Below are 19,211 nucleotides of genomic sequence, written 5' to 3' on the forward strand. Positions count from 1 at the left end.
ATAAAAAAAACTCAAGTTTAAAAAACTTGAGTTTCAGCTATTAAGTGTTAATTAATGAGTCTATTTAAGCCTAAACTCAGAGCTTGATACTAAATCTTTATCGTTATAAACATTAACCACGTAACGTCCTTTTTCAAACTTCTCTTTCCCTTCAGATGCAACAAACTCGCACACATTAAGACTTATGTTTTCATAGTTAAATTTACTAATCATACTATAGTTTACAATAGTTTCATCGAACTGTACTTGCTCGTTTAAGCCTAACGTACGGTTTAATGGGTCTACAACTTGTACATACAATTCTTGATCTCCACTTTGTACTAACGCATTTTTAGGAACCGTAAAGCAAACTCTAATTTTATCTGTACGGCTAGCACGTTCTGTTGGAATTAATTTTCCAGAAGCACGCTCTATAACGCCAAAACCTTTTAAACCTACAGCACCTAAAACAGAGGCATTGTTAACTACTTCGGCTAATGCCGTATTTTGTATCAATAAAGAATCTGTAAAAATAGTACGCTCTTCTAAACGCACTCTTGTGCTATCTAAAGATGTTGCTAAATACGAGTTCTCTACACGTAAAGAATCATTTTGTGCTAATAACACATCCATTTCTTTTTGTAACGATGCGTATTTTTGTTTGTATCTCCACAAACTTTTTACGTTAGTTTCAGAAATTTGTAAAGAATCTATTAATCCTTGAATTCTACCTCGAGCATCAATTAAATTTTTGTTCGAAATTTGATTTTCACTAATTGCCTCATCATATTGTTTAGCCATTGTGTTAAGATCGTTCATTACCAAACGTTTTTGTTCGGTTAACTCCTGCTCTACCTCGTTACTTTTCTTATTAAGGTTCATGGCGTAAAAACCAGTTGCCAAAAATAAAACCAATGCAATCCCTAAAGCCACTTTTAGCCCTGTACTGTTGTTAGAATTTTCCATATATTTTATAAATTTAAATTTTAGTTTTAATACTAAATGTACTGTCGACATTTGTTCTATATACGCACCACTTATTATTTTGGATCGAATACCCTTGTTAAAAATAAATATAACGTAATTTAGTTTTCTCTTTTTTAAAAAGAACTAACAAACAATTATGACGGTAGAAATAATACCTTTCGAGCAAAAATACACAACAGATTTTTATAACCTAAATATAGAGTGGTTAAAATCGCTTTTTTATGTAGAACCTTACGATGAAATGATACTTAAAAATTGTGAAACCCATATTATAGACCAAGGTGGCCATATATTTTTCGCAAAATTGAATAATGATATTGTTGGCACCGTAGCTTTAATGAAAATGGAAGGCACTAATAATTTTGAATTAACCAAAATGGCAGTTTCTCCGACTCATCGCGGATTTAAAATTGGGCAAAAACTTATGCATAATGTTATTCACTTTGCTAAAACCAAACAGATCCCTAAACTTATTATTTATTCTAACCGGAAATTAGAAAACGCCATTTACGTCTATAAAAAGTATGGTTTTGTTGAAATCCCTTTGGAAGAAAACAACCATTACGAACGCGCCGATATTAAAATGGAATTAGCCTTTTAATAGAAGTAACTCTAATTATTTTTTTACATTTGATAATACCTTAAAAACTTATTCATGAAAATTAAAATTTTAATCCTTTTTGTTACCAGTTTACTTGCTTTTAACAACTCTATTTTGGCTCAAGAAAGCACCTCTAGCTTATTAGATAAAGCGCAGACCGAAGCTAAAAAAGAAGGCAAAGCTATATTTATAAAGTTTGAAGCTTCTTGGTGTGGTTGGTGCAAAAAAATGACGAAAGACATGAAAGCCGATGAAACTAAAGCCTTTTTTGAAGCAAACTATGTTACGGTGCCTGTTGTTGTAAAAGAATCTAAAGGAAAGGAACATTTAGAGAATCCGGGATCTAACGATTTACTAAAAAAATATAACGGCGAAAAAGCAGGTTTACCCTTTTGGGTAATTCTAGATGCCGATTTAAATGTAATTACAAATGCTTACAATGCTAAAGGCCAGAATTTAGGCGCTCCAGGAACTAAAGAAGAAGCAGATGTTTTTATTGAAAAAATAAAGAAATCGGCTAAAAAAATAACAGAAGAAGATATTGCGAGTATTAAAAAGCAGTTTGTACTAAAAAGTTAGATTACATATTATAAAAACAAAAAAAGCTCAAGATTTCGGTCTTGAGCTTTTTTGTTTTGTATAAACTAGTAAACACCACAGTTATTTATGATTCTAATGGTACATCTGGTAATTTATTTTTAAAACTTGGCGCATTCTCTCTGTACGATACCTTTTTCTTTTTAGAAACAACAAGTAATAAATCTTCCTTTAAGGTAAACAAGGTTCCGCCTCTAAACGAATTGGTTAGTAATTCTTCTATTTCGGCAATAGCCTCGGGCAAAGAAAATTGCTTGTACACCTCCTCTTCTGTGTGGCGGTATTTAAATTGAAAGATTGTTTTTCCCTCAACTACAAACAAACGCATATATACATTTACTAAGCCTTCGCTTTTTCTTAAAGGTCTGCTTAAGGTTAGTTTTACAAACTCATCATCGATTACACTTTGTTGTAATCTTTCAAAAAAATCTTTAAATTCACTCATGCTGCAAAGATAGAAAATGCCTCTATAAAGCCATAGTTTTTAATACAATTATACAGGTGTGTTTTTGGTCTTCTATTTTAAGTAAATAATTCTAAAACTTAAATTTATTACAAAATGAAACTTATGTTTAGGTTTTAGCACATTCTCCATAAACAGACCCGCGTTAGGGATTGATGCGGCATCCTTTTTACAAATTGGCTAAGCCTATAAACTAAGGATGAAACAAGTTTTAATTGAAGTGCTATTACAAACAGAACACTCCAAACCTTTGTAAAAAGATACAGCGGAAAGCCCGACCCTTTTCGGGTAACGCCATAAAAAAAAACGATTGATAAACTTTACAGTTCATCAATCGTTTTAATTTAATTTTTTTATGTAATTACGTTTAGCCTTTTAACCAAGCTTCGCGTAATGTTTTTTGAGCTTCGGTAACATCTTTCTTTTCGAATACTCCGTTACCCATAGTGTACGATTTTGTGGTTTTGGTATTGATTTCAATATCTTTTCCTTCGCGGTTTAGGGTTACGTTTATATCGGTTCCTGGAGTCCAAGCAAACATTTTTTGTAACAAATCGTTTGCATTTTGCATTGTAAACGGCTCGCCAGATACGGCTTTTAAAACATCGTTTGGTTGCACACCTTGCTCGTTCCAGAAGCTGTTTTTAGATACTTCTTCCGTAAAGAAAACTTCTCCTTTTTCTGGATTTGCTCCAAATAATAAGGTTCCTGCATTGTGTACGTAGCCTGTTTCTACTTTACCTTCGGTAATTTCTAAACCTACTTTACCTAAAAATTGGTTGTAGTTAATTGGAATATCGCCAATAACATGGTTATCGAAAAAATCGCGTAGTGACGGATACGTCATGGCTACAATTTCGTCAATAAGTTTATCATCTTCAAACGGTTTGTTTTTTCCGTATTTATTAGATAGTTCTTTCATTAAAGATAAAATACCACGTTGACCGTTACTTTCTTCGCGTAGCATAATATCAATACACATACCTATTAAGGCTCCTTTTTGGTACACGTTTGTATATTGATCTTTGTAAGGTGCTTTTAGTACATTTTCACTCATTATGGTAAAGCTCATAGCATCGTTCATGTTTTGAGATTCTTGTACTTTTTCCATGATTTTATTAAAAAACTCATCTTCTGACACTAAATCTTCACTTACCTGAAAAAGGGTTGCAAAGTACTCGGTTACACCTTCGTACATCCATAAATGCTTAGAGAATGTTGGGTTGTTGTAATCGAAATAGTGAACATCTTCTGAGTGCACGCTTAATGGCGTTACAATATGGAAAAACTCATGAGATACTACATCTGTCATGCTGCTAGCTAGCGTAGCTTCGTCCATATCTTCTGGTAAAACTACTACCGTAGATGTATGGTGCTCTAGTGCGCCAAAACCTTTTGGAGACTCTTCTGTCCCTTCAGACAAATACAAATAAATATCGTATCGAGGTGTTGAGTTAATATCGCCTAAAAATACTTTTTGAGCTTGCATCATTTTAAAAACAACATCTTTTAGAGAAGCTGCAGAATGCACGTTGTTTGGCGAGTAAACGCTTAATACAATTTTAATATCGCCAACCATAAACTCTTCTACATCGAGTTTACCATACATCATTGGGTTATCGGTAATATCGAAATAACGGGTTGCAAAATAACTTGTAGTTACACTTTTACCGTCTTCACTAGTTTTAGAATTTACAGTTTGTAATGCTGATGTACGAACAAAATCGGCTGAACCTGTAACATCTAATTTATATTGGTTGTTTTTTAAAGTATCGAAATACCCAATAAAACCATGTAAGTTAAGCACATAGTTTTCTGGCTCAATATTAGTTCCCGATGGGGAAAATGGCTCTTCGCCACCAATACCTCCTTTGGTTTCAATATCGAAAGTATCATTTACTAAATAAGTTATTTTATCTAGTTCCTTTGCATTGGCAATCGTCCATGTGTTTTCGTCTACATTTACTACTGGCATACTTTCACCTTTGTAGTTAATGGCTTTAAAATCGTCTACATACTTACCAAAATCGCTAACAGAATACGTTCCTTGTACCACTCTTGGTAATCTATAAGTTACGCTAGATACTGTAAAACGCCCTGGATTGATAACTACAGGAGCTTTATCATCGGTAACGTTATCTAAATTAATAGATGTTTCTATTGGTGTACTTACAGCTAAATCGTTTTTTGCGTTTTTTGTTGAATTACAACTTGCTAATAAAAGCCCCATCATGACAGATGCGGAAAGGAACTTGGTATTCATATTTTACTTTTAATTTAATTACGGCTGTGCATGAATTTGGTCTGGCACAACCTCGATTTATAATCACTCTATTTTAACTAAACGCATAGAATTTTTAGCAGATTCATGCAGACTACTTAGATATAAATAATTGACATCGAAATTACCATTCTGTTACATATTATTCTCCTAAGGTTTTGTTAAATTCGCAACATGCAAAAACCATTAGTCAGTATTCTCATTCCGTTTAAAAACACCGGAGCGTATTTAAAACCGTGCCTAACATCTATTATAAATCAAAGTTATTCCAACTGGGAATTACTTATTATAGACGACGGTTCTACTGACGATAGTTTTGATATTGTAAACTCTTTCGCGCTTAAAGATGCAAGAATACAACTTTATAAGAATATAGGAAACGGAATTATTGATGCATTGCAACTCGCATTTTCTAAAAGTAGTGGCGAACTTATTACCCGCATGGATAGCGATGATATTATGCTACCCAACAAAATTAAGGTTTTAGCACATAACTTAATAACACACGGCACGCAACATGTTGCCGTTGGATTAGTTAATTATTTTGCTGAAGATGGCATAAAAGATGGCTATAAAAGCTATGAAGTTTGGTTGAATGGTTTAACTGAAAAAGGAATTAATTTTTCTGAAATTTATAAAGAATGTGTTATTCCATCGCCTTGCTGGATGGTTTACCGCAGCGATTTTATTGCCTGCGATGCCTTTGACCCAAACTTATATCCTGAAGATTACGACTTAGCTTTTCGGTTTTACAAACATGGCTTTAAGTGTATACCTTGTAATGAAGTTTTGCACAATTGGCGCGATTATAATACCCGTACTTCGCGCACACATATCCATTATGCTGAAAATCATTTTATTGATATTAAGCTGAAATATTTTCTAGAACTCGATTACAATCCCGAAAAAACCTTAGTGATTTGGGGAGCCGGAAAAAAAGGAAAAACCATTGCTAAAAAATTGATTAAAAAAAAGATACCTTTTGAATGGATTTGCGATAACCCTAACAAAATTGGTCGCGATATCTATGGCGTAATTCTTAAACCCTTTAATTATTTAGCTGAAACTGGCCACGCACAAAGCATTATTACTGTAGCAAATAAAACCGAACAGAAAGATATTTTAGAATATATGAAAGGACTTAACTTAAAACCAATTGAAGATTATGTCTTTTTCTGTTAATTGTATTTTTTGAGTCTATTATTAGAAAAATATTCGTGAATTGATGGCATTATTTTTTTCATTCTCTATATTTGTGTAATTATAAAAAAACATGCAGTTTAAACACCCCGAACTTCTTTACGCCTTATTATTACTGCTTATCCCTATAATTGTTCACTTATTTCAATTACGTAAATTTGAAAAAGTAGATTTTACCAACGTTGCTTTTTTAAAAGAAGCAAAACTACAAGCTCGAAAAAGTTCGCAAATTAAAAAATGGCTTATTCTCTGCACGCGCTTATTATTATTAGCCTGCCTTGTATTAGCCTTTGCTCAGCCTTTTACATCAAAAACTAACGCTTTTAAATCGAAAAAGGAAACGGTAATTTATTTAGATAATTCGTTTAGCATGCAAGCTAAAGGTAACAAAGGCGAGCTTTTAAAAAGAGCCATACAAGATATTATAGCGCATGTTCCTGAAAACGAAAACATAACACTTTTAACCAATAACAACGTCTATAAAAACGTAACTATTAAAAGTATTAAAAACGATTTATTACAACTGGGGTATGCCGCTACTCCACTAACGTCTCAAGCGGCCTATTTAAAAAGTAACACCTTTTTTAGCAACCAAAAAAGTAGCTTAAAAAACTTAATTTACATCTCAGATTTTCAGGATAGCAATCAAGGTTTTTCAATTGATAAAGATTCTTTGAAAACAAATTATTTTGTTCAACTCCAACCTGTAAACAACGAAAACATAGCTATTGATAGTGCTTTTATTTCAAGCAAAACAGCCTCTGAAATTCAATTAAGTGTTCTATTGAAAAACACGGGAAAACCTTTGGAGAATCTACCCGTTTCACTTTTTAATAACGACACTTTAATTGCAAAAACATCGGTAAGTATAGATAAAGAAGCGAGCACGACCTTTACACTACCAACAAATAAAATAATAAACGGTAAAATAAGCATAGATGATGCGAGTTTACAGTTTGATAACAGCTTGTTTTTCAATATTAATAACACCGAAAAAGTTAATGTATTAGCGATAAACGAAGCCAATGATGATTTTTTAAAACGTATTTATACGGTTAGTGAGTTTAACTACACATCATTTGCTTTAAACCAGTTAAACTATAACATTTTAGAAGCACAAAACCTGGTTGTTTTAAATGAAATAAACACTATACCAAATGCTTTAATTGCTGCGCTAAAACAATTTACTAGCCAAGGTGGTTCGCTTGTTGTTATACCTTCTAGCAATATTACTATAGACACTTACAACAATTTGCTACAAAGTTTTCAATCTACTTTTATACACTTCAATAAAACCGAAAAACGCATTACGACTATCAATTACTCTCATCCTTTATTTAACAATGGGGTGTTTGAGAAACAGGTTAGTAATTTTCAATATCCAAAAGTTAACGGATTTTATAATATAAATTCAGCAAGTCTGTCGTCAATTCTTAAATATGAAGATGGCGCTCCTTTTTTGTTTCAGAATAAAAACACTTTTGTATTTACTTCGGCCTTGAATAAAGAACATTCCAACTTTAAAAATTCGCCGCTAATTGTACCTACGCTTTACAATATTGGGAAGTATAGTTTTAAAATCCCTGATCTATATTATACCATCGGGAAAAACAATAGCTTTGAAGTCAATACGCAATTGCAACAAGATGCCGTATTAACGCTGAGTAACCAAACGGAAAACATGATCCCGGAACAGCAACTTTTTAATAACAAAGTGCTCATTAAAACTTCCGAAACACCCAATACCGCGAATATTTACAGTATAACAAACAAAACGGACGTTATTAAAAACGTAAGTTATAATTACGATAGAACGGAAAGCAACCTACTTTACTCCAACTTATCTACCACAGAAAACATAAACCTGAACAACTCTGTTGCCCAAGTTTTCGATACCATAAAAAGTGACTCAAAAATTAATGCGCTATGGAAATGGTTTGTTATTTTTGCACTAGCGTTTTTACTTACTGAAATGTGCATATTAAAATATTTTAAATGAACATACTTATAAAATCGGCCACGATAATAGATTCTAAAAGCGAGTTTCATAACAGTACTCAGGATATATTAATTGAAAATGGCGTGATTACTTCCATTGCTAAATCCATTAAAAACACCAACAAATACCAAGAAATTCAACTTGATAATTTACACATTTCTCAAGGTTGGTTTGATAGTAGCGTGAGTTTTGGAGAACCTGGTTTTGAAGAACGTGATACCATAGAAAATGGGTTAAAAACTGCCGCTGCATCTGGTTTTACAGCAGTAGCAATGAATGCGAATAGCAACCCGGTAATAGACTCTAACTCTAATATTACATTTGTAAATGCAAAAGCGCAAAACCATGCCGTAAGTTTATTACCTATAGGCGCTTTAACCGTTGGAAGTAAAGGAGAAGATTTAGCCGAATTATACGATATGAAATCTGCCGGAGCTGTAGCTTTTTACGATTACAAAAAGCCAATTTCTAATCCTAACCTCATGAAAATTGCTTTGCAATACGCCAGTAATTTTGATGGATTAATTTGTGCTTTTCCTCAGGAAAATAAAATTGCAGGTCATGGTGTAATGAATGAAAACATTACAAGTACTACCCTTGGTTTAAAAGGTATTCCTGCTATGGCAGAAGAATTACAAATTGCACGCGATATATTTTTGCTAGAATACACCGGTGGAAAATTACATATTCCAACAATTTCTACTGCCAAATCAGTAGAATTAGTACGCGAAGCCAAACAGAAAAAACTAAATATTACTTGTAGCGTTGCTATACATAACTTATATTTCTCTGATGCAACATTAAGCGATTTTAACACGCATTTTAAAGTATTACCTCCCTTACGCATACAAAGTGATATTGATGCCTTAATTGAAGGTATTAAAGATGGCACCATCGATATGGTAACCAGTGACCACAACCCTATTGATGTGGAACATAAAAAAATTGAATTCGACCATGCTAAAAACGGTACTATTGGTTTAGAATCGGCCTTTGGAGCACTTCAATCCATATTCACTATTAAGAAAACTATTGATCTTTTAACCAAAGGAAAATCTAGATTTGGATTAGAAAACACACCGATAAATATTGGCAACAAAGCAGATTTATCATTATTTAATCCGGATACAAAATACACATTTTCTAAAAATGACATCATATCGAAATCTAAAAACGCCATTTTTGAGGGTGAAGCTTTAAAAGGTAAAGTTTACGGTATTATTTCTAACAATAAAGTTTCTATAAACTCATAATTTAAATGACAGTACAAGATATTGAAATAGGGCGTAAAAACGCTATAATTAGCTATTTAACCATATTTGGAACCATAATAGCATTCTATTTAAACAACGAAAAAAAGAGTGAATTTGCCACCTTCCACATCAGGCAAGCCTTAGGCCTTTGGTTAACCTTTTTTGCATTAGGTTATATTGTTGGTAGTTTTGATAGTTGGTTAGTATCTATGGGATTCTACATATTTTTTGCTGTACTTTTCGTTTTTGGATTTGGAAACGCTGTTGGTAAAAAAGCCCAACCTATACCTTTAGTCGGCGCTTTGTATCAAAGAATGTTTGCTAACCTTGGCAAATAAAAACAAGAGTTTTTAAATTTTAAAAATAAATGTAACTATTAAAAACAGCAAGAAACTTCTTGATGTTTAAACCCATACACAAATGAATAGAGATCTATCTTTAGAACATATAATTCGTAAATCATCTTTAACAGAAAATGCTCCATTATTAATTCTATTACATGGATATGGCAGTGATGAAAACGATTTGTTTTCGTTTGCAAATGAATTACCAAAAGAACTTTTTATTATTTCAGTAAAAGCACCTTACCCAATGCAACCGCATGGAAATGCTTGGTATGCTATTAATTTTGATGCTGAAAAAGGAAAATGGAGTGATAATGAACAAGCTATTTTATCTCGAGATTTAATTGCTAAATTTATAGGTGAAGCTATTGAAACCTACCCAGTAAATAAAGATAGTGTGTCACTTTTAGGTTTTAGCCAAGGTTGTATTTTAAGTTATGCTGTAGCCTTAACTTATCCTGAAAAAATAAAAAACATTGTGGCTTTAAGTGGCTATGTAAATCCAGATATTTTCCCGAAACCTATTCAAAAAGAAGATTATGCGCATTTAGATTTCTACTGCTCTCACGGTAGTGTAGATCAGGTTATCCCTGTAGATTGGGCAAGACAAAACGCGCCTTATTTAAGTAAATTAAACATAAAACATAAATATTCTGAATTTCCTGTTGGGCACGGTGTTGCTCCGCAAAACTTCTACGAATTAAAAGAATGGTTATCTGCTCGTATTTAAAAAAGTTCCACAACTCTCTAAAAACAAAAAACACTTCACTTTGAAGTGTTTTTTGTTTCCCTAAAACCGATAGTGTAATTGTTAATTTATTGCTTTGTTTTTAAATTATTGAAGTATATATAATAATGCTTGATTTGCTCTAATTTGAAAGAAAAAACTTTACACAATAAAAAGTACATTTGTACATCATGTAAAAAGAAAAAAGCAAACACTTAACTCCTTAACCTTAATTGTTATGAAATTTAAATCACGTTTCTTTTCATTGTTTAAAAGCACCATCTTTATACTTATACTAACTTGTATAACCGTTACTTCTTGTGAAGATGATGATGACACATCAGAAGATTGTTTTAAGCCTACTTTCACTACAGCACACACCTCTGGAACATCTTATGTGTTTTCTCCTGAATTTGAAATACTAAATGGAACCGAAATTAAAGAAGCTTATAATTTAAAGTTTTTTGTAGATGGCGAATATAAATATCAAGCCTTAGGTGCTGCTTGGGATGATGGTGAATTTAGAACAACTTTAGAGCCTGGAACCCATGAAGTTTGTTTTGAGTTAACCACAAACGACTGTACAGAAACACGAACTAGCTGTGAAACTATAGAAGTCGCCGATTGCTTTATTCCTGATTTTAATATCTCTTTATTTTCTGAAGGATACTACCAAATACAACCCAATTTTGATGTAATAGATGGCACCAGTATTAAAGCTGGTTATGATTTAAAATATTATTTAGATGGGGAATATAAAAATACAGCTTGGGGAGATGGTTTTGATCAAGGAAACTTTTTTATATCCCTAGATCCAGGAACATACGAGGTTTGTTATGGCCTAATTACCGATGCTTGCCCAGAAGAACAATTTAGTTGTAAAACTGTAACGGTACCTAAGTTATAAAGCATCAAGTAAAGGTTATAAGGTATTAGATTAAATCTGTTTTCTAAGTTTAAATAATTTCAAAACACCCTCACTAAATATAATTTTTAGTGAGGGTGTTTCATTTTTAACTTCATGTAAAACTAAATAGTATAGGCATCAATTCCCGAATAAATATATCATAAAAAAACCTGTCAGTTCATATAAACTGACAGGTTTTTAAATTTTATTTATGTTGAAATGTTAGCTATTTACAACTAATCTAAATCCTTCACCATGTATATTAAGTATTTCTACTTTCGGATCTAATTTTAAATACTTACGCAGCTTTGCAATATAAACATCCATACTTCTAGACGTGAAATAATTATCGTCTCTCCATATTTTGGTCAGTGCTAATTCACGAGGCATTAAATCATTTTCATGTAGTGCTAATAAACGTAACAACTCATTTTCTTTTGGCGATAATTTTACAGGCTCTGCACCATTAAAGCTTAAAAAACGAAGTTTAGAATTTAAATCGAAGCCACCAATTTTAAATTCAAATTGCTTACTATCAGAAACTGTTTCCGTTGCTTTTCTTTGAATAATAGCTTTTATCTTCATTAGTAACACCTCACTATCAAACGGTTTGTTTAAATAATCGTCTGCTCCTACTTTGTAACCTTTAAGTACATCTTCTTTCATGGTTTTAGCCGTTAGGAAAACAATAGGCACATCAGTGTTTTTTTCACGTATTTCTTTAGCTAAAGTAAAGCCATCTTTATACGGCATCATAACGTCTAAAATACATAAATCGAAATCATCCTTTTTGAATTTTTCAAAACCTTCCATACCATTTTTGGCATGCGTTACGTCATAATCATTCATCATTAAATAATCCTTAAGTACGGTTCCAAAATTTGGATCATCTTCTACTAATAAAATTCTTTTTTTATGCTCTTCCATAATTTACGATATTAACGGAAGCCTTACTGTAAAAGTACTTCCTTTGTCTTTTTCACTTTCTACTGTTATATAACCTTGATGGTCATCTACTATGCGCTTCACGTATGCTAAACCAAGTCCATGGCCTTTAACATTATGTATATTTCCAGTATGCTCTCTATAAAATTTCTCGAACACACGTTTTACGGCAGCTTTACTCATTCCGCTACCTTGGTCTTTAATTTTCAATATAATATTAGTCCCAACATTTTCTGTATACACATCAATTTTTGGGGCTTCTGGCGAATATTTAATAGCATTATCCAAAATATTTACCACCACATTTGTAAAGTGCGTTTCATTTGCTAAAACCGATGTGCTTTCTGCATCCAAGTGCGTATGTATATAGCCTTGTCTGTCTTCCACAATCAATTCCACATGTGTAATAGCATCTTCTATTAACTCATGAAAATCAACACGTTCTTTACTAATATTTAGCTCATTTTTCTCTAATTTAGAAATACGTAACACATTTTCAACTTGGGCATGCATACGTTTATTCTCTTCTTTAATCATGTTTAGATAACGAATTACCTTTTCACGATCTCCAATAATTTTGGGATTCTTAATAGAATCCAGGGCTAAATTTATAGTCGCAATGGGCGTTTTAAACTCATGCGTCATATTATTGATAAAATCGGTTTTTATTTCCGAAATTTTACGTTGTTTCATTAACTGATAAAGCGCTCCTGTATACGCCATAATAATGATTAACGTAAATACGATAGACAGCAAAATCATGCCAATAATAGTCGATAAAATAAACTTACCATCTTCCGGAAAGTTTACCAATAATTTATACGGACTTCCCGTATTCATATTAGAAAAAATAGGCACAGAATAAGTTGAAGCCTTATCATAATCAAAGGAGTCACTCTGAATTTTTGTTGCCAAATCGTTACTATAAATGGCGAACTCGAAATTAATGTTAATCGAATCTTCTTTTAACTTTCGAGCTAGCATTTCTTCAATCGTTTCTCTCGAAACTCTTTGATGAATTGGTCGTCTTTGTGCAATATCCTTATAAAGGTCTTCAAATAAAATTTTATCGGTTGTAGACATCTTCTCTAAAACCAATAATTTATCATTAGAACTTATGTCTAAATCCGATTCCTTATTACTATACACTCTTGTTTGGCGTTCATTATAAATGCGTTTCACATTTATAGTATCTAAACCCATATCAAAAAGTGGTGAACTTAACTTATAATTTTCTTCTAAAATACCACTGCTGTAAACTACAATTTCTTTTGAATCGGAGTCTTCTTGAATAATATTTAAGTTTCTAATAGCAGCCGTATCTACTGATACACCTTGCAAAACCAAATTCTGAAGTTTGTAAACATACTCTGCCTCTTCCTTAGTTTCAATAGTGTTAGAAACATAGTAAAGTGCCGTTTTTACACTACTCCTAAAACGCTCTTTTTCGTTCTTTACAGAATTGTTAATATAGTAAGCTTGAATAGAAATTATCCCTATCAAAGATAAACTCATTAACAATATTAAAACGAAAATTATACGTTTGCTCATTATTCAAAATTAACATTTTAACATTTACTAAAATAGCTTTTAACCTTACATTAACAAAAATGTTAAAATTCTATGATTTCTGTATTTTTTTAAGAATCTGAGCGTGTACAGAAGCTACTTGTTTTTTAGTTTTTTCGAGGTCAATATTTTCGATAACAAAATGCGAAAGCTTTACTTTTTCGGCATCGCTCCATTGATTATCCATAATCGCTTTTACCTTTTCTTCTGAAGTATTATCACGTTCCAAAACACGCTCTATTTTAGTTGCTTCAGGAGCCGTTACCGCAATAATGTAATCGCAAAGTTTATCGCTTCCATTTTCAAATAAAATAGCAACTTCTTTTATAACATATTCTGACTTTTGTTTGGCTGTCCACTTTTCAAAATGCCTAGCTACTCTTGGGTGGATTATAGCATTCATTTGGTTTAGCATATTTTTATCGTTAAAAATTATACTGGCTATAAATGGCTTATTTAAACTGTTATCCAAATAAGCTTGTTCCCCAAACAACTCAATAAGTTTGCGTTTAATAATTTTAGACTTACTCATCAATTTTTTCGCTTCAACATCGGCAATATATACAGGCACATCTAATGCCTTAAACATTTTTGCTACCGTTGTTTTCCCACTACCAATACCACCTGTAAGCCCTACTACAATCATTTTGTTATAATAAATTCTATTAATTGCTGATTTATTCTTGCGTTTTTAACCTGTTCTGGCATTTTAACTAATTCTGGTGTTAACGTAGAGCCTTTTGTTACTTTGCTATAATCGCAAACCACTTTAAAATCCTTTACTGTAACGCTATTAAAATTTTTTAAACTTACGTAATAAGATACGTTAATTTCCTTTGGAAAATATTTTATTCTTAAAGAATCTGGCGTATTTATAATATTAACAGGAATTTTTAATTTTCCTTCTGTAAACTTTTCAACTGTAGCCTTTAAAACAGATGTTTTACTCGAAAATTTTAAATCGGCCATATTAGGAAGGTCCAATTCTAAATTCTTAGTAATATCCGTTTTTACATCTATTAAAGTTACTGGCTTAGTTTCAATAAATTTTAATTTTGATACCAAAACATCTGGCCCTATTACAGTTACCGAATCGGGTTGTAATTTATAGTCTCCAGCAACATCATATCCTAACGAGAAACTAACATCCGATTTGAGTTTAACAGGTACTTTTTTCACCAAATTAACACCATACTTAAAGTAAAGTGTATCTGGTAAAATATTTAATAATTCCACATGACTTTCAAATTGCGTATTTGCTAAGTATTTAATCGATTTATGCCAAACATAAGCCGAATCTTTTCTATAAACATCTTTAGCAAAATCAATTTTAACCTTAGGTGTACTCATATAATAATTCAACCATTTAAAACCATGAGTTTTTAAGGTAATGGCCAAAAAATTAGTGCTATCATTCAAAATAACATGTTCTTGAGGCACATGCTCCATCTCAATATTAAACACGAGAGTATTAGTATATTCTTTAGATAGTTTATTAAAAATCAAGATAATAAAAGCCGACACCAGAAAGAGTAGAAAAATATTGATTTTTTTACTTTTTATAGAAGATAATAAATGAGACTTTAATTTTTTTATCATTTCGATTTAAAGAATAATTTAGGAAAGTGATTTTCAGGATCCTTATTTAAAACGGATACAGCTATTGTTGATTTTAAAAACCCATAACCATAACCAAAAAACTGGATAATTATTGCTGGTATTGCCAAAATTGAAACCACAACGTTTTTAGTTGAAACTAAAGCCAATAAAAAGGCAACTCCGAAATACAACGAATAAGCTATTAAGCCAAGATTAATATTAATAAGAAACAATAAAACAGCAAACACAAAGCCTAAGCAAAACAACGTAGGAAACCAATATGTTATTTTTTTAGTTGAAGGGTGCCAGCTATTTAAAATAGGCCTTACCATTCCAAATTTATTAACCTGTTTATAAAAATTACTCCAAGAAATGCGGCGTTTATGATACACAAAAGCTTCAGGAATTAAAGTAGTTTTAAAACCTAAATTCCATAAACGAATAGATAAATCGGGATCTTCACCAGGATGTATACGTCCAAAACCAGAAGAAGCAAGAAAAGCTACTTTTGATAACCCCATATTAAAACTTCGCGGCTGAAAGGTATCCACACTTTTTTTATTCCCTCTGATACCGCCTGTAGTGATAAAAGAAGTCATTGAAAAATTAATAGCTTTCTGTAAATTAGTAAACGATTGGTGTGCCGCATCTGGCCCTCCAAAACAATCCACATAATTAGCTTCTAACCCTTTTTCAACTTCAGATAAATATTGTTGTGGTAAAATACAATCAGAATCTAAAATAATAAAGTAATTCCCCTTAGCTCTTTGCATTCCATAGTTTCTAGAATCTCCTGGTCCTGAATTTTCTTTGAAATAATAAGAAATATCTAACTTATTTTTAAAAGCATCTACTATTGATTTTGATGATAAAGTAGAACCATCTTCAACGATAACAATTTCAAAATTTGTATCCGTTTTTAACCCCACAAAACTCTCTAAAAGTTCTTGGGTTTCGTCTGGTCGATTATAAACCGGAATTATGAATGAAAACTCTAACTGCATAACACAAAAGTAACAAAAAAGCCACCCTTTTACAGGTGGCTTTCATAATATATAATCTTTATTTTCTATTTTTCTTCTGCAGCAACAAATGCACTCATAACTTCGTCACTAACACCCATATTACTAAAACCACCATCATGGAATAAGTTTTGTAGTGTTACACGCTTAGTTAAATCACTAAACATAGAAACAGTATAGTTTGCACAATCTAAAGCTGTAGCATTACCAAGTGGAGACATTTTATCGGCGTAAGCAATAAAACCATCAAAACCTTTTACACCACTACCTGCAGTAGTTGGTGTTGGCGATTGAGAAATAGTGTTTACACGTACTTTTTTATCTCTTCCGAAGAAATATCCAAAACTACGAGCTACACTCTCTAAATATGCTTTATTATCAGCCATATCGTTATAATCAGGAAACACACGTTGTGCAGCCATGTAAGTTAAAGCTACAATAGAACCCCACTCGTTCATAGCATCTGCTTTGTAAAGCGTTTGCATAACTTTATGAAAAGACATTGCAGAAACATCTGTTCCTTTTTGGGTCCATGCATAATTCTGATCGGTGTAATGCTTTCCTTTACGTACGTTAATAGACATTCCGATAGAGTGTAAAACAAAATCAATTTTACCTCCAAGAATTTCCATAGATTTCTCTACTAAATTCTGTAAATCTTCTTCCGAAGTCGCATCAGCAGGAATAATTTGAGAACCAGTTTTTTCAGCCAATTCATTAATCTGTCCCATTCTCATGGCAACTGGCGCGTTTGTTAAAACAAAAGTTCCGCCTTCTTCATGAACACGTTCTGCAGTTTTCCAAGCAATTGAATTTTCATCTAATGCTCCAAAAATAATTCCTCTTTTTCCTTTTAGTAAATTGTACATATTAATTGGTTTATTTCCCTAGTTCAACAAAACGTTTGTTCTGGTTTGTTTCGCTGTTATCTCCCTTTACAAGGCTATAATACGGGCCGTATTTTTAATTTATTGATTAATTTAACGCCGCAAAAATACTAAACTTTAAACTTTAAAACTTAAAAGCTTTAGTTTTTTTAATTCAGTAATTCCTTAGCATGTGCAATGGCTGACGACGACATTTCTATTCCACCCAACATTTGTGCTATTTCCACAATACGCTCATCGTGATTTAACTTCACCAAATTGGTACGAGTAACATCGTCTACATCTTCCTTATAGACTTTAAAATGCGAATGTCCTTTAGCTGCAACCTGCGGTAAATGTGTAATAGAAAACACTTGCATGGTTTTACTCATGTCCTGCATAATATCTCCCATTTTGTTAGAAATCTCACCAGAAACTCCAGTATCAATTTCATCAAACATAATGGTAGGTAATTGTATATAGTTTGATAAAACAGATTTAATAGCAAGCATAATTCGTGATAACTCTCCACCAGAGGCAGCTTTTTTAAGCTCGTTAAATTGACCTCCTTTATTTGCAGAAAATAAAAACGTTAGTTCGTCTTGGCCATTTGCAAAAAAGGCATCTTTTAATGTCGCTTCAATTTTAAACTGAGCATTTGGCATCCCTAAGCTCGCTAAAATAGTTTCTAATTCCTTTTTTAACTGCGGAATTACAGCAACACGTGTTTTATTTATTTCTTTTGAAATCTTATTAATTTGCTTGGTTTTAGTTAAGATTTCATTTTCTTTTTTCTGAATATTTTCATCTAAACTCTCTGTTGCGGAAACCTTTTCTTCTAATGCATTTTTAATTTGAATAAGCTCTGCAACATCTTCCGCAACGTGCTTTTGCATTAAATTATGAATGGCTTTAAGTTTTGAATCTACAACTTCTAACCTAGCCGGATCGGCATCTAATTCCTCTTGCAAAGTATCTACCTCACTGAAAACATCGTCCATTTCAATAAGACTACTGTTAACGCGGTTAAATAAATCTTCGTACTTAGAGGATATACCTGACAACTTCTGAAATACATTCTTCAAATTCGTTAAACTTCCTAAAACTCCAATTTCTTCTTCTGAAAGTAATTGATGTGCTTCCGATAGTTTTTCCTGTATGCCTTCAATATTATTTAAAGTCTCATACTCCTCCTCTAGCGTTTCCATTTCACCATCAACTAAATTAGCTTCTACCAATTCACTTAATAAAAAGGAGTTGTAATCGTGCTCTTTAATGGCTTCCGCCTGAAAGGTTAAAAGTTCTTTTAAATCCTTCTGAAGTTTTTTATAGCTTTTTAATTCAACCTTATAATCTTGTAAAATAGCATCGTTATTAGCTAAAGCATCTATTATTTGAAACTGAAAACCATTATCGGTTAACTGCATGGTTTGATGCTGAGAATGAATATCGATTAACCGTTCGCCCAAAACCTGTAAACCTTTTAAATTCACCGGAGAATCGTTTACAAAAGCTCGTGATTTACCTGAAGGCAAAATTTCTCGACGGATAATAGTTTGCTCTTCATAATCGAAATCTTCCGCTTCAAATAAGCCTTTCAATTTATAGTTTGAAACATTAAAAACAGCTTCAATGATGCATTTTTTTGAAGTATCTTTTAAATTACTTAAATCGGCACGTTTTCCTAAAATTAAAGATAAACCACCAAGAAGAATAGATTTTCCAGCTCCAGTTTCACCTGTAATTATAGAAAAACCATCGTTAAAATTAACCTGTAAATGATCGATTAATGCGTAATTTTTTATAGAAAGCGATGTTAGCATTTTTTGTAGTCTTTTATGTTAGACTTAATGATTAGTTGTTAGTATAAAA

At 32.2% G+C, this 19,211-nt stretch carries 18 protein-coding genes; 8 read left to right on the top strand and 10 right to left on the bottom strand.

What is annotated here, in order from left to right; translation table 11 throughout:
- Window positions 1-60 precede the first annotated feature (60 nt).
- Window positions 61-945: a chromosome partitioning protein ParA gene (locus tag DFQ06_RS06445; protein WP_074939302.1), complete on the bottom strand. Its 885-nt coding sequence runs from the start codon at window positions 943-945 to the stop codon at window positions 61-63.
- 157 nt (window positions 946-1,102) lie between these two features.
- On the opposite strand from DFQ06_RS06445, the gene DFQ06_RS06450 reads away from it, so the two are divergent.
- Window positions 1,103-1,567, top strand: coding sequence for a GNAT family N-acetyltransferase (locus tag DFQ06_RS06450; protein WP_133966742.1), 465 nt, complete (start codon window positions 1,103-1,105; stop codon window positions 1,565-1,567).
- A 54-nt stretch (window positions 1,568-1,621) separates the two neighbouring features.
- Window positions 1,622-2,146 carry a thioredoxin family protein gene (locus DFQ06_RS06455; RefSeq protein WP_042498329.1) on the top strand — a complete coding sequence of 175 codons (525 nt, stop codon included), beginning with the start codon at window positions 1,622-1,624 and terminating at the stop codon, window positions 2,144-2,146.
- Between the two features lie 85 nt (window positions 2,147-2,231).
- On the opposite strand, the gene DFQ06_RS06460 is transcribed toward DFQ06_RS06455, so the two are convergent.
- Together DFQ06_RS06460 and DFQ06_RS06465 are read right to left on the bottom strand one after the other, a co-directional pair.
- Window positions 2,232-2,609, bottom strand: a complete 378-nt coding sequence (locus DFQ06_RS06460; protein ID WP_042498326.1) for a hypothetical protein — start codon at window positions 2,607-2,609, stop codon at window positions 2,232-2,234.
- 385 nt (window positions 2,610-2,994) lie between these two features.
- Window positions 2,995-4,890, bottom strand: a complete 1,896-nt coding sequence (locus tag DFQ06_RS06465; RefSeq protein WP_133966744.1) for a M61 family metallopeptidase — start codon at window positions 4,888-4,890, stop codon at window positions 2,995-2,997.
- 192 nt (window positions 4,891-5,082) lie between these two features.
- Between DFQ06_RS06465 and DFQ06_RS06470 the strand changes: the two genes are divergently transcribed.
- The 6 genes from DFQ06_RS06470 to DFQ06_RS06495 all read left to right on the top strand — a co-directional run bounded on the left by DFQ06_RS06470 (window position 5,083) and on the right by DFQ06_RS06495 (window position 11,338).
- A complete protein-coding gene (locus DFQ06_RS06470; RefSeq protein ID WP_133966745.1) occupies window positions 5,083-6,090 on the top strand; it encodes a glycosyltransferase family 2 protein in 1,008 nt (335 codons plus the stop codon).
- A gap of 91 nt (window positions 6,091-6,181) precedes the next feature.
- Complete coding sequence (locus DFQ06_RS06475; RefSeq protein WP_133966746.1) at window positions 6,182-8,107, top strand: BatA domain-containing protein; 1,926 nt, start codon at window positions 6,182-6,184, stop codon at window positions 8,105-8,107.
- Window positions 8,104-9,360 (top strand): dihydroorotase, encoded by a 1,257-nt coding sequence (locus DFQ06_RS06480; RefSeq protein WP_074939292.1) that lies wholly within the window; start codon window positions 8,104-8,106, stop codon window positions 9,358-9,360. Before DFQ06_RS06475 ends, DFQ06_RS06480 begins: the two co-directional genes overlap by 4 nt.
- Before the next feature lie 5 nt (window positions 9,361-9,365).
- A complete protein-coding gene (locus tag DFQ06_RS06485) occupies window positions 9,366-9,698 on the top strand; it encodes a hypothetical protein (RefSeq protein WP_042498314.1) in 333 nt (110 codons plus the stop codon).
- Window positions 9,699-9,780: 82 nt separating this feature from the next.
- Window positions 9,781-10,434 carry an alpha/beta hydrolase gene (locus tag DFQ06_RS06490; protein WP_042502809.1) on the top strand — a complete coding sequence of 218 codons (654 nt, stop codon included), beginning with the start codon at window positions 9,781-9,783 and terminating at the stop codon, window positions 10,432-10,434.
- 235 nt (window positions 10,435-10,669) lie between these two features.
- Window positions 10,670-11,338 (top strand): hypothetical protein, encoded by a 669-nt coding sequence (locus DFQ06_RS06495; RefSeq protein WP_133966748.1) that lies wholly within the window; start codon window positions 10,670-10,672, stop codon window positions 11,336-11,338.
- Between the two features lie 222 nt (window positions 11,339-11,560).
- Here the strand turns inward: DFQ06_RS06495 and DFQ06_RS06500 are convergent, their stop codons facing one another.
- From DFQ06_RS06500 to recN, 7 genes are all read right to left on the bottom strand, one after another.
- Window positions 11,561-12,265, bottom strand: a complete 705-nt coding sequence (locus DFQ06_RS06500; RefSeq protein ID WP_042502810.1) for a response regulator transcription factor — start codon at window positions 12,263-12,265, stop codon at window positions 11,561-11,563.
- 3 nt (window positions 12,266-12,268) lie between these two features.
- Window positions 12,269-13,798, bottom strand: a complete 1,530-nt coding sequence (locus DFQ06_RS06505; RefSeq protein ID WP_083415833.1) for a sensor histidine kinase — start codon at window positions 13,796-13,798, stop codon at window positions 12,269-12,271.
- 106 nt (window positions 13,799-13,904) lie between these two features.
- Window positions 13,905-14,498 carry a dephospho-CoA kinase gene (coaE, locus tag DFQ06_RS06510; protein WP_042502814.1) on the bottom strand — a complete coding sequence of 198 codons (594 nt, stop codon included), beginning with the start codon at window positions 14,496-14,498 and terminating at the stop codon, window positions 13,905-13,907.
- Window positions 14,495-15,451, bottom strand: coding sequence for a CdaR family protein (locus DFQ06_RS06515; RefSeq protein WP_162857666.1), 957 nt, complete (start codon window positions 15,449-15,451; stop codon window positions 14,495-14,497). Before DFQ06_RS06515 ends, coaE begins: the two co-directional genes overlap by 4 nt.
- The gene (locus tag DFQ06_RS06520; protein ID WP_133966749.1) at window positions 15,448-16,455 is read right to left on the bottom strand and encodes a glycosyltransferase family 2 protein; all 1,008 of its coding nucleotides are present in this window, start codon (window positions 16,453-16,455) and stop codon (window positions 15,448-15,450) included. The genes DFQ06_RS06515 and DFQ06_RS06520 overlap by 4 nt, the downstream gene beginning before the upstream one ends.
- Before the next feature lie 65 nt (window positions 16,456-16,520).
- Window positions 16,521-17,342, bottom strand: coding sequence for an enoyl-ACP reductase FabI (locus DFQ06_RS06525; RefSeq protein WP_042502818.1), 822 nt, complete (start codon window positions 17,340-17,342; stop codon window positions 16,521-16,523).
- Window positions 17,343-17,509: 167 nt separating this feature from the next.
- Complete coding sequence (recN, locus tag DFQ06_RS06530; protein WP_133966751.1) at window positions 17,510-19,162, bottom strand: DNA repair protein RecN; 1,653 nt, start codon at window positions 19,160-19,162, stop codon at window positions 17,510-17,512.
- Between the last annotated feature and the right edge of the window lie 49 nt (window positions 19,163-19,211).

It is taken from the genome of Algibacter lectus, assembly GCF_004368925.1.
GTDB lineage: Bacteria > Bacteroidota > Bacteroidia > Flavobacteriales > Flavobacteriaceae > Algibacter > Algibacter lectus.

Bases quoted from the DNA above. Each gene is read 5' to 3' on its own strand.
- DFQ06_RS06445 (WP_074939302.1), bottom strand. From the start codon at position 945: ATGGAAAATTCTAACAACAGTACAGGGCTAAAAGTGGCTTTAGGGATT.
- DFQ06_RS06450 (WP_133966742.1), top strand. From the start codon at position 1,103: ATGACGGTAGAAATAATACCTTTCGAGCAAAAATACACAACAGATTTT.
- DFQ06_RS06455 (WP_042498329.1), top strand. From the start codon at position 1,622: ATGAAAATTAAAATTTTAATCCTTTTTGTTACCAGTTTACTTGCTTTT.
- DFQ06_RS06460 (WP_042498326.1), bottom strand. From the start codon at position 2,609: ATGAGTGAATTTAAAGATTTTTTTGAAAGATTACAACAAAGTGTAATC.
- DFQ06_RS06465 (WP_133966744.1), bottom strand. From the start codon at position 4,890: ATGAATACCAAGTTCCTTTCCGCATCTGTCATGATGGGGCTTTTATTA.
- DFQ06_RS06470 (WP_133966745.1), top strand. From the start codon at position 5,083: ATGCAAAAACCATTAGTCAGTATTCTCATTCCGTTTAAAAACACCGGA.
- DFQ06_RS06475 (WP_133966746.1), top strand. From the start codon at position 6,182: ATGCAGTTTAAACACCCCGAACTTCTTTACGCCTTATTATTACTGCTT.
- DFQ06_RS06480 (WP_074939292.1), top strand. From the start codon at position 8,104: ATGAACATACTTATAAAATCGGCCACGATAATAGATTCTAAAAGCGAG.
- DFQ06_RS06485 (WP_042498314.1), top strand. From the start codon at position 9,366: ATGACAGTACAAGATATTGAAATAGGGCGTAAAAACGCTATAATTAGC.
- DFQ06_RS06490 (WP_042502809.1), top strand. From the start codon at position 9,781: ATGAATAGAGATCTATCTTTAGAACATATAATTCGTAAATCATCTTTA.
- DFQ06_RS06495 (WP_133966748.1), top strand. From the start codon at position 10,670: ATGAAATTTAAATCACGTTTCTTTTCATTGTTTAAAAGCACCATCTTT.
- DFQ06_RS06500 (WP_042502810.1), bottom strand. From the start codon at position 12,265: ATGGAAGAGCATAAAAAAAGAATTTTATTAGTAGAAGATGATCCAAAT.
- DFQ06_RS06505 (WP_083415833.1), bottom strand. From the start codon at position 13,798: ATGAGTTTATCTTTGATAGGGATAATTTCTATTCAAGCTTACTATATT.
- coaE (WP_042502814.1), bottom strand. From the start codon at position 14,498: ATGATTGTAGTAGGGCTTACAGGTGGTATTGGTAGTGGGAAAACAACG.
- DFQ06_RS06515 (WP_162857666.1), bottom strand. From the start codon at position 15,451: ATGATAAAAAAATTAAAGTCTCATTTATTATCTTCTATAAAAAGTAAA.
- DFQ06_RS06520 (WP_133966749.1), bottom strand. From the start codon at position 16,455: ATGCAGTTAGAGTTTTCATTCATAATTCCGGTTTATAATCGACCAGAC.
- DFQ06_RS06525 (WP_042502818.1), bottom strand. From the start codon at position 17,342: ATGTACAATTTACTAAAAGGAAAAAGAGGAATTATTTTTGGAGCATTA.
- recN (WP_133966751.1), bottom strand. From the start codon at position 19,162: ATGCTAACATCGCTTTCTATAAAAAATTACGCATTAATCGATCATTTA.